This window comes from Nocardiopsis sp. NRRL B-16309 (assembly GCF_001279585.1).
Classification (GTDB): domain Bacteria; phylum Actinomycetota; class Actinomycetes; order Streptosporangiales; family Streptosporangiaceae; genus Nocardiopsis.
In genome coordinates, this window is sequence record NZ_LGEC01000107.1 from 1 (window position 1) to 10,814 (window position 10,814).

Sequence of the window (10,814 nt, forward strand, 5' to 3'; positions counted from 1 at the left end):
GGGTGACCTGAGCCACCTGGCAGAGTTCCCCGACGACCTGCACCACTGCTTGTGCTGCCACAAGGACGTGGACTGCGTCGTCATCTGAGCCCCGACAGAGCGACAACCACCGGGGGATCGGCGTCTAGCCGGTCCCCCGGCCCGTGGGCGGGGCCCACCACCCCGCCCCACACCCCGGACCGTCATACGCATAGGAGCCCGATGACCGACCAGAACGCGCCCGCCTCCCACCCCGTGCCGCTCACGCAGGTGTGGGTGCTCTTCGAGGAGAGCCGCATGAACTCGTGCCCGGGGGAGGAGATCTCCCTGTTTCCCTCCGAGGCCGCTGCGGAGCGGGAACGCCTCCGCAGGGTCCACGAGCGGTGGGACGAGCTGCCCTTGTTCGACGACGACCCCGATAGCCCGCCCGCCGACCCCGCCGAGGCGATCGCGATCTACAACGAGGCTCGGGAAGGTGAGTATCTCGCAGCCCCCTGGGCGGAGGACGTGGCTTCCGTCCCAGACTGCCGCGCCCGCTTCCTGTGGCCGGACGCCGAGGAAGGAGCCGACCCCGCCATCGAGATCGGCGGCATCGTCGTCGGCGTCCGCGAAGAGCCCGAGGGCCTGGTCGTGTGGATCGGCGCCGACGGCGCCGACGACAGCTGGCCGCGCGACGGCGCCGGGCAGGTCCCGCTGGAGGTCGTCCTCAACGACGGGGTCGTCCTGGGCGGCCTCGCCGAGGAGAGTCGCCCAGAGCAGACCAGCGCCACGCCCGCACCCCCGACCCACCTGGACCGGTTGGCCGCCCAGCTCGACCCGGATGAGGGCGCGCTGGACGAGGCGGTGAGCGAGGTGTTCGCGCGCCGCGCCGCAGCCGTGAACAACGACGGCCCGGCCGTCCAGCTCGCTGTGCTCGCGGACGAGTACGGGGAAGACCATCTCGCCGATCTGCTGCACGCACTGGCAGGTACCGGCGAGGCCGAACACCCGCACCACCGCTCGGGCGAGAACACCTGATCTGGTAGGTGAACCAGGGGCCCCGGACAACCGGGGCCCCTTTTCGCATATCCGAGACCAAGGCGTGTTGGTACCGTGGTCTCCTGGGATACGAGGAAGGAGCCCGACGTGGACGCACCGGTCACCGACGCCGACGTCATCGAGCAGGCCCGCCACCGCGCCGCGGCCGGCCTCCCGCCCGAGGGCATCACCATCGAGGCCGCCGACGAGGCGACCATGCGGCGCACGCTGTACGCCGTCTTCCTGGACGACGCCGAGCACGCTGCGTGAAGCGCTCCATCACCCTGGACCCACGGGTTCGCGAACAGCTGCGCGCCCTGACACCCCTCGTCCGTGTCCGCGCCGGGGATGCCTTGCTGGAACTGGCGGCGGCCGATGATCCCGACGAACTCGCCATCGGGCACCCGGAATACCCCGACGACCCCTACATCCGCCAGCTTCGCGGCCTCGGGTTCGTCATGACCGTCCTGTTCTACGACCACCGCGTCGTCGCACTGACCGTCCACACCGACGGTTGAGACACCACCGCATCCTGTCAGGGCCCCGGCGATCGCCGGGGCCCTTTCGCGTGCTCGCACCCGGTTCCCGAGAAGGTTGCTGGCCCCGGGAAAAGGAGCGGCTACGCCGCACAGTGTTGTTCGGTTGAACCCCGGACAAGCGAGGTTCAACCGGGGAACCACTGACGCGCATTCGAACATATGTTCGAATGCGCGTCAGTGGTTCAAAAAACGGATGTACCCAGGTATCTTCGATACTCAGAGTTCGGCGTGTCGCACTCACGGTGAGGAGGTGCAGGTGGGCGGTTCGTACCGCAAGATGGGGCCGGATCAGGCTCAGGTCGAGTACCGCCTCACCGCCCAGTCCGGGTGCGAGATTGGCGTCATCCTCACCCCCGAGGAGAACGACGCCCAGCTTGAATACCGGCTCGCCTCCGGCGAGCGCCCGCTGGAATGGGTCGGCTCCGGGCTGGCCGAGTTCGGCATCGCGGCGGGCACCACGCTGCGCTCGGCCGACGACTTGGACATGGCGCGCGCGATCATGGACGGGCGCGACCCGCGCGACGGCTCCCGGTTGGTGAAGCCGAAGCTGTCGGTGCACCCCGACGCCAAGCTGTCCGCGCGCGAGCTGGTGGAGGCCGTGTGGCAGGTCGCCGAGGCCGCCCGCATGAGCAGCGCCCAACTCCTGGGCACCGACGCCCTGGCTGAGCGGTTCGCCCAGTTGGAGCGGGGCGTCAAGCGGGAGGGCGATGCCCACCGCGCACCCGCTGCCGAGATGGTCCCCATCGCCGAAGCCGCCGGGATCGACCCGGAGACGCTGTGGCCGGCCGCCGACCTGGAGGAGGCGCTGGCCAACGCCGACCGCCGGGTGCGCTCGGGCAACCGCGGCGGCGATATGGGCCTGGACTTGCCCAAGTCGTTCAGTGCCTTCTACGCGCTCGGCGACGAGTCGCTGAACCGCCTGGTCGAGGACATCTTCATGGAGAGCGTGCGCGAGACCGTGGCCGCGGCCGAGCAGTGGGTGGCCTATGGGATGAGCGGCCACCACGGCGACGGCCAGACCGCCGAGGTGCTGGAGACCTCCGGGCTGATGGGCACCATCACCCTGCACCGCACCGCGCGACCGGTGGACGGGGAAGTCGGCGATCCCCACCTGCACGCGCACGTGATGCTGGCCAACATGGTGCTGTGCTCGGACGGCCAGTGGCGCACGGTCGCGGCCGGGGGCCGGGACTTCTTCCGCCACATCGGCGCGCTCGGCTCCTTCGTGGAGGCGCGGATGCGCGCCAAGCTACGCGACCGGCTGGGCCTGGTCTACATGCGCGACGAGCGCACCCGGGCCTGGGAGATCGACCCGGTCGGCCCCGAGCAGCGCGCTCCGTTCTCCCGGCGCAGCGCCCAGATCCTCGCCGCCGCAGGTAAGGACGCCACCTCCGCCCAGTCCAGGGTCGTGGCCGCCCAGCTGGCCGAGGACAAGCAGGACCTGGCCCCCACCGATGTCCGGGCCCAGTGGCGCCAGCGCGCCCTGGACGCCGGGATCGACCCCGAGGCCCTGGTCGCGGCCGTCCTGGGCGGCGGCAGCACCGCCGCAGGTACGGCGATCCCGGATGCGCCACTGTCCCCCGACGAGCTGGCGCGCATCGTCTTCGACCCCGAGCGCGGGGTCACCGCCAGCCAGAAGGTCGTGCGCCGCACCGACGTCTTCCGCGCGGTGATGCAGGCCCTGCCCGACGGTATCGCCGACCTGGAGGCGGCCGAACGCCTCACCGACTACGTGCTGGCCTCCCCCTTCGCGGTGCGGCTGCCCGATTCCGGCGGCGCGCACATGGCCAACGCCGCCCGCTACACCAGCTCCGACGTCCTCCAGGCCGAACAGGCCATCCGCGCCCAGACCCGCAAGCGCCGCTTCGCCGGCTGCGCCCAGGTGCCCGTCGAACACGCGCGCCGCCTCCTGGACCAGGCCGAACGCGACCAGGGGTTCGCCTTCTCCGCACGCCAGCGCCAGGCTCTGGAGCGCCTGGTGGGTGCCGGGCACGGCGTCGAGTCGCTGATCGGTGTGGCCGGTGCGGGCAAGACGACGATCATGCGCGCCGCCCGCCAGGTCTGGGAAGACCAGGGCCTGCGCGTGGGCGGGGCCGCCACCGCGGCGGTGGCGGCGGCGAACCTGCACGCCGAGGCGGGCATCGGCTCGCGCACCATCGCGTCCCTGCTGGAGGCGGTCAAGAACGGCCAGGGGCTCGGCGACATCGACGTCCTGGTCATCGACGAGGGCGCCATGGTCGATGACCGCGCCCTGACCCGCCTGCTGACGGCGGCCGAGACCCAGGGCGTCAAGGTCGTCGGGATCGGCGACCCCAAGCAGTTGCGCGCGGTCGGGATCGGCGGAGGGTTCGCCGAGATCCACCGCATCGTGGACGGCGCGATCTTGGACGAGAACATGCGCCAGAAGGTCCAGCTCGACCGGACCGCGCTGGCGACCTGGCGCGAGGGCACCAACGAGGCCCGGTTCACCGCGCTCGCCCAGTGGGCGGGCGCCGGTCGCGTGCACGCCGCCGACGCCCCCGCCGACGCCTTCGTCGCCGCACTGGCGAACTGGTGGCGCGACGCCTCCAACCACCCCGCGGCACTGGACGTGGTCGACCACGTGCTGCTGCTGGCCGGGCGCAACACCGACGTGGAGGAGCTGAACCTGCGCGCCCGCAGCCTGTTCCGCCTGGAGAAGCGGCTCACGGGGCGCGACGTGACCTTCGCCCTGGCCGGAGGGGAGCGCCTGAGCCTGGCCCGCGGCGAGATCGTGCGGGTGCGCGCCAACGACTATCGCTCCCGCCGCGATGCCGAGAGGGCGGACGTGCTCAACGGCTACCGCGCCGAGGTCCTCAAGGTCGACCGGCGCCAGGGCGCGCTCATCCAGTGGCGGCGAGGCCGCGAGAAGACCCAGGAGTGGATCAGCCCCTCCCAGATCGCCCAGGGTCACCTCAGCCACGGCTACGCCCTGACCGTGGCCGCCGCCCAGGGCCTGACCGCCGACCGGGCCCACGTCTACGGGCTCGGCGTGGACGGCCACACCCTGTACTCGGCGATGTCACGCGCCAAGCTCCGCACCGACCTCTACCTTCCTCTGGCCGTCCTGGAGAGCCTGGAGGAGCAGGTCGAGCGCGGCCGAGCGCGCACCGAGCGCGAGCGCACCGACCGCGCGGTCGCTGCCTACGCGCCCACCGTCAACGAGCCCGACGACGCCATGGTCACCGGCGAGGCCGTGCGCGGCCGCGGCGACGCAGGAGCCGCCCCGGTCACCGCCGCGACCGACGAACCGGGGCCGCGCGGCCGCGCTCTGCTGGAGCGCCGCCGGGCGCTGGTCGAGGCCGTGGGCGCTCTGGAGCGCGTGGCCGAGGCCGCCACCACTGTGGCGGAGGCGCGGGAGCGGGTGAGCGAACTCGACGCCCGTGCCGAGCGAGGCCACGTGGCGCTGGCGTTGGAGGGCACCAGCCGCGCCCAGGTGCGCACGCAAGCCGACCAGGCTCGTAGGGTGCTGGCCGCGGCCACCGAACAGTTGGACCAGGCTCGTCGAAGCGCCCGGGAGGGGGCCCAGGCCGCTGGGGTGGCCGCCGACCCGCAGGTGATCCGCTCGGCGCACCAGGAGCTGACTCGCGGCTGGGACCGGCTGTGGGCTCAGGCCGAGCGCGCCGATGGCGCCCAGGCCCGCGGTCCGGCGCTGGCGCGAGGCGGACGCCCGGCGCCTCGCCCCGCTCGGGGTGCCGGTTCTCCGCCGCGCCCGGGAGCCGGCGGGCCCACGTCGGCGCAACGCCCGAACCGGTGACAGCGCCCCGGGACACATAGAATCCTGGTCAGAACCTGGAAGAACGGCTGGTCAAATGGGTGCATGGCGTGAGAGGCCGAGCGGGTGGCCGCTCGGGATGCCCGAACCCGGTGACGAGCGCTGGGCGGGGTGGGCCGAGCACTGGATGAGCGCACACGTGGTGCCCCTGTGGCTTGCCCAGGTCGCATCGGAGGCTGATGTGGGGCCGCTACTGAGCGCCCGCTTGGCGTGGCGGATGCGAATGGCGGAGGTGGGCGCGCTGGAGACCTCGGCGCCGTGGCTACACCAGGCCCTGGTCGATGCCAAGGTCCCGGAAGCCGATGTCGCCGAGATCAGTCGTGCGGTGGCCGCCGATATCGCCCGCCGGCGCGAGCGCCTCGCGGAGCTGGAAGTCATCGCGGCGTACCTGTGACGCGCTCGGCACTGCCACGGCCTCCCGGCGGAATCCGCCGGGCCGTGGCCGCAGATCGGTCTGCGCTCGTGGCTTTGGCCGTCGAAGCGGGGGCGGCTTACCGCCCGGGCGAGGGTGTCCTTCTACTCGCCGAGGGCGGCGACGGTGTCGTGGGCTGGTTGGAGGGCGTGCTGGACGGCGCGTATCCGGGACCGGGAGCCCCGGTAGGGCCGCCGCACGGCTACATCCAGACGGTCGTCGTCGCTGCTTCCTGGCGCGGCGCCGGGGTTGGGCGGGCGCTCGTGGAGGAATTCGTCGCGGCCGCGGCCGCGAGCAGGCTGGAGTGGGTGTTCGCGGCCCCCGACGAGGGCCCCGGTGTGGAGGGGCGCGTCGCGTGGCTCGCTCGGTGCGGGTTCGCGGACGGTCGATGACCCCGGTGAGCGGTGGCCGGTGATGGGCCGGTGGGTCCCGTCCATCAGGTGATGAGGTCGTGATCCACTGGATCCGGAGCTTCTGGCCCATATCCCCCACTACGCAATCACGGAGGCCGGACTCGCGAACCGCGGTCGATGCGCCCAGGCGGGTTCCGGTCCGCGCCGATGCCCCCGGTTCATTACACACTGCAGGCCGGGATCACAAGGGGCGAAGGGCCCAACACTGCACGTTACTACTTGCCATAGGATAGGCACGTTGAGTGATCATCCGAGGTGCGGAGCAGCTCGGGAAGATCGCGCCGCCTGCCCCCGGTGACGATCCGCGCTCAAGGCCACAAACCGGACTCGATCCACAATGATCGCGTGGGCTGGGCCGAAAACGCCATCCCCTCGTTTCTGATTCTGATAGAACAGGGGGCATGAGTGACATGACGAGGAAGAAGAGGAAGAAGACCGGGGGTCGCAAGTCCAAGGGGCCGCGCAAGCCCCTGACTGTCCGCTTCCCCCTCGACGTGTTCGGCGAACTGGAGAACGAGTACCAGCAGGAGGGGTTCGATGACATGAACGCCTACGTGCTCGCGCTCGTCGACCGGGGACGCCAGAATCTGGGCGAGCTGCCCGAGAGCGCCTAGAAACACGTGAAGCCCGGCGGCCAACCGGGCTATGTTCACGAGATTTGAAGATGTAGGAGATCGCATCCGCACGCCAATGCTCGCGATCTCCGCTGCTGGAGAGAGATTCCGTTTCGGGGACTAGCGCCAACTAGCCCCGCTCGACCACCCCGGGAGGTGATCGTTTGGTTCTTTAGGTCGGCCCACACCGGGCCGTCCTGACCTCTTGCCGCTGAACCCTGTCCGCATGCCTTGCGGCCAGGCCCCTTCGGCGTTCCCGCACGCTTCCACGTCCGGACGGAGCCCATCATACCCCAGGCCCCCGGGCTTGGCCCAGTATGCCCGAAAACCGGGTGGACACCACCGCGCCGTGGCGCGCGTGTGCCCAGGCCAGCCCCTTCCCCCGAGACCACGATTCCCCCTGCCCAGGTATGGGAGGACCTCACGCGGTGGATCGCGCCCCGCGGCCGTGTGCGCGTCGATGTGCGCACCCTGGACGGGGCGTGGGCGCACCGCTACGACGAGGAGGTCTCCTGCGGTGCCCGGGCGCCGCAGGGCCCGTTCGCGATGTACCTGGCCGACGAGACCGGGTTCCGCTTCCTGGTCTTCGACCTGGACACCAAGACAGGCGGACCCGCGCAGGTCCTGGCCGACATGAGGACCCTGGCTGCCCTCCTAGATCGCGCTGGCCTGGCCTTTTTCACGGTCGCCTCGGGGCCCGGCGGCGGCCGCCACCTGTGGGTGCCGGTCCACGACCGCTCCGGCCGGGGCGCGGACCCGCAGCTGGTGCGCGACATCGCCCGTGCGGCCCGCCAGCACTGCCCCAGCCTGGACATCAGCGCCCTGTGCAACCCCGTCTCCGGTTGTGTGCGCCCCCCCGGATCCCTGCACCGCCTGGGCGGCTACGCCCGTCTTCTCTTCCCCACACATCCCGCCGATGCCCTGGACCTGTGCGGAGCCAGCAACCACCACGCCAAGCTCGGCGAGCTCTCCCGCCTGCTCGGCCCTCCCCCGCCCGAGACAGACCAGCTGACCGACGGCGGCGGCACCATCGACCTCGCCGCGCGGGCCCTGGTGGGCCGGTGGCGGCCGATGTCGGCGGCCCAGGCTGCCCTGTTGGACGAGGCCCCGGTCGACGCCTCCGCGCACCTGGCGCGGATCCTGGTCGGGCTCGCGCTGTCCCGCTGGTCCCAGGACCAGGTCGTGGACCTGGTGGCCCGCCATGCGGGTGCTCCCGGCCTGGAGCACCTGCGCTCGCAGGGTGGGCCGGGGCGGCGGCGCCGGCGCGGCCCGTCCGAGCAGCGCGCGGTGCTGGTGCGCCAGTGGGCGCGCGCACTGGCCTTCGCCTCCCGCCTGCCCCACCGCGTCCCGCATCCGGGCGAGGACACCGAGCAGGTGCGGGGGCTCGTGGAGCAGGCCGCCCGTGTGTGGGAGGCGACCTGGTGGGAGTCCTGGTGGCGGCCCCAGGCCGGGGCCAGCGACCTCAAGGCGCTGCTGTTCGTCGCGCAGATGACGCTGGAGGCCCTGGCGCCCGAGGTGGAGGTGGACTGTCGGCGTTTGGCCGACGCCACCGGCATGACCGCCTCGACCGCCTCGCGTGCTCTGCGCCGGCTGCGGATGGACGGCCGCCTGGAGCTGGTGCGGTCAGGGGAGGGCCCGCGAGCACACACCTACCGCCTGGTGCGGGTGGAGGACTGGCGGATCCGCGTGGTCAGGACCGGTAGTCCCAGGGGTGGCACACAAGCGACCCCAGCGCCCGCGACACCGGTCCCGGAGGAGACCCGGGACGGGCTGGTCGGCCAGATCCGCGCTCGGCTGGAGCATGCCGCACACGAGGTGTGGACCGAACCCGGTCCAGGAGGCCGTGGTGGTCTCGGTCGGCATCTGGAGCGCAGCGCGGCCGCGCTCGCTCTGCTGGCGCCGTTGGCCCAGGACCGGGTGGTGCAGGCCCTCAGCCGACGAACCGGCTACACGCCGAAGACTACGGCCCGCCACCTGGGCCGACTCCTGGCTCTGCACCTGGCCGAGGTCGAGGGTGGCCGGTGGACCTTGCGCCCTGACCGCTACGACCGGGCCGCCACCCGATTGCGCACGAGCGGGACCCGCGGCCGCCGGATGCGCCGCTACACGGCCGAGCGTCGGGCCTGGGCCGCTTGGTGCCGGGAGCTCGCGCTACTGCGCTCCCCCGGCACCTTGGTCAGGCTCTCGGGCCCGCGCTATCCGCGCACACCCAGTGGCCGCCCCGACCACCGGGCCGCTCGAGGATGCGCAGCCTGAGCCCTTGAGAACAACCCTGAATCTGTCGTTTCCCAATCCACCATCTTTACGTTGTAAAGGTGATGAATCGGTACTTACCGCATGCTGGGATGACATTCGGGACAAGGACGTAGTTCCTCCACAACACCTGCCGCAGACACCACGCTCACCATAACCGACCTGGTCAGCGCGTGGCAGCTTCCGCACGGAGGCGGCTCCTTCGACTGATCGTCCTCTCCTGACGGGCTCCCAGCAGTCGGGGCCGTCGTGTCGGCGGAGGCGGTCCGCAGACTGTCCAGGAGCTGCGCGGCCACCTCCGGGTCGACCTCTTCCACCACCGGCTCCCACTCCTCACCTGCGACCTGTCCGGCTGCGACAGCCCAGCCCAGCGCGGCCTCCGCCTCCTCCCGAACCTCCTGATCACAGCGCAAGCAGAACGGAGCCTCCGGGGTCGACAGCTCCGGCACGTACGCCGTGCCGTGCACACCGCACCGGCCCGGCACAGGACCCCGTGGCCGCCGTGCCGCTGCGGCCGCCGCACGACGGTCAGCGACCACCTTCAGGTGCTCCCGGAAGCGAGGCACGGACTTGATCCGGTCCCGGACCACGGCGTAAGGATTCACCACCGTGCCCGGACTGACCTCGAAGAAGGCGTCCTCGATCTCCGCCTGCGTGAACCCGTATGCGCTGAAGGCGCGCAAGATCTTGGCCAGCGCCTCCTGATCGGCCCGGCCGCCACGGCACATCGCCCGCGGCACGTAGCGTTCCACCAGGTCCACCAGCGGGTCGGGCCCGGCCGGGGCCGCCGCAGGCGCCCCGTTCTGATGACCCCACCCTGCCGGAGCTCCCCCCACTCCGTCCGTACGTCCCCTGCCACGAACCGGGCGATCCCCTTCCCGTGCCTGAGCGCCTACGGACGGAGACGGGTGTGTAGTGGGGTGTGTAGTGGGGTTTGTATTTAGCTCTCCAGGTTCCACATCCACAGCCTCCGATTCCCACACACCCACCCTCGTCTTTCCACACACCCCCTTCTGTGGATAACCAGAGTTGTCCACAGTTCGCAGGTCAGAGGGGGTGTGTGGGAATCGGAGGCTAGCGCTGCGGACCGAACGCACCGCCTCCTGGCGCTGCGTGATCCGGTCCTCGTCGCGCCACTCCGAGACACGGATCGGTTGCGGGTGCATCAGGCCGGCCGGGGGCATGACCCGGAGCACGTAGGAGGTGGGCTCCCCCGTCATCCCGTGCCGGTGGCCGCCGCGCTCGACCAATCCGTTCTTGGCGATGAACTTGCGCTCCTCCAGATGCCGGGTGATCTCACTGACCCTGCTCGCCGACAGCGAGAACCGGCGGCCGATGGCATGCCGGTACAGGTCCTCCTGAGTGGACATCATGCTCTCGGAGAGGCTGGTGTGGGCCGCGATGAACACGTACACCCCCAGGTGCAGCAGGTCCAGCGTCCGGTCGAACGCGGGCCAGGCCAAAACCTGGGAGAACGGGAAGAGCTGGCGGCGGTTCTGCGGCGGCAGCGTGCTGTCAGGACCCTCCTCCCGCAGCCGCTTCGAGATCTTGCCGGGGTTGTGGTACTCCCACCGGCTCATCGGCCCCGGGAAGAGCTGTCCGCCCGGCGGCTCGGTGGCCAAGGCGAACCGCGGGTTGATGGGGCGACGCCCCTTCGTCTCGGTGCACTCCTCCGGGCACGGCACGTTGACCTGAGCGCCGCACGCGCAGTCCCGCGTCTTGACGACCTGAGGGCCGACCGTGAGGGCCTGGGCCTCGGCGAGTCGCCAGATCAGCCCGGGCGGGTTCTTGGCC

General features: G+C 71.4%; 9 protein-coding genes. 8 read left to right on the forward strand and 1 reads right to left on the reverse strand.

Going from position 1 to position 10,814, the window contains the following annotated elements; genetic code table 11:
• The first annotated feature begins 201 nt into the window (after window positions 1-201).
• The 8 genes from ADL05_RS24325 (at window position 202) to ADL05_RS24355 (ending at window position 9,023) form a co-directional block, all read left to right on the forward strand.
• A complete protein-coding gene (locus tag ADL05_RS24325) occupies window positions 202-996 on the forward strand; it encodes a hypothetical protein (protein ID WP_053619343.1) in 795 nt (264 codons plus the stop codon).
• Between the two features lie 108 nt (window positions 997-1,104).
• Complete coding sequence (locus ADL05_RS30780) at window positions 1,105-1,266, forward strand: hypothetical protein (protein ID WP_156366007.1); 162 nt, start codon at window positions 1,105-1,107, stop codon at window positions 1,264-1,266.
• Entirely contained in the window at window positions 1,263-1,514 is a 252-nt protein-coding gene (locus tag ADL05_RS24330; RefSeq protein WP_053619344.1) for a hypothetical protein, read from the forward strand. The genes ADL05_RS30780 and ADL05_RS24330 overlap by 4 nt, the downstream gene beginning before the upstream one ends.
• Window positions 1,515-1,791: 277 nt before the next feature.
• Window positions 1,792-5,310 (forward strand): MobF family relaxase, encoded by a 3,519-nt coding sequence (gene mobF / locus ADL05_RS24335; RefSeq protein ID WP_053619345.1) that lies wholly within the window; start codon window positions 1,792-1,794, stop codon window positions 5,308-5,310.
• A 97-nt stretch (window positions 5,311-5,407) separates the two neighbouring features.
• Complete coding sequence (locus ADL05_RS31270) at window positions 5,408-5,722, forward strand: hypothetical protein (protein ID WP_197285917.1); 315 nt, start codon at window positions 5,408-5,410, stop codon at window positions 5,720-5,722.
• A gap of 74 nt (window positions 5,723-5,796) precedes the next feature.
• The gene (locus ADL05_RS31275; protein ID WP_197285918.1) at window positions 5,797-6,132 is read left to right on the forward strand and encodes a GNAT family N-acetyltransferase; all 336 of its coding nucleotides are present in this window, start codon (window positions 5,797-5,799) and stop codon (window positions 6,130-6,132) included.
• 422 nt (window positions 6,133-6,554) lie between these two features.
• Window positions 6,555-6,767: a hypothetical protein gene (locus ADL05_RS24350; RefSeq protein ID WP_156366008.1), complete on the forward strand. Its 213-nt coding sequence runs from the start codon at window positions 6,555-6,557 to the stop codon at window positions 6,765-6,767.
• Between the two features lie 450 nt (window positions 6,768-7,217).
• Window positions 7,218-9,023 (forward strand): hypothetical protein, encoded by a 1,806-nt coding sequence (locus ADL05_RS24355; RefSeq protein WP_053619349.1) that lies wholly within the window; start codon window positions 7,218-7,220, stop codon window positions 9,021-9,023.
• A gap of 74 nt (window positions 9,024-9,097) precedes the next feature.
• On the opposite strand, the gene ADL05_RS31280 is transcribed toward ADL05_RS24355, so the two are convergent.
• Window positions 9,098-10,814 (reverse strand): hypothetical protein (locus ADL05_RS31280; RefSeq protein ID WP_197285919.1); only part of this gene is annotated, 1,717 nt, incomplete at its 5' end.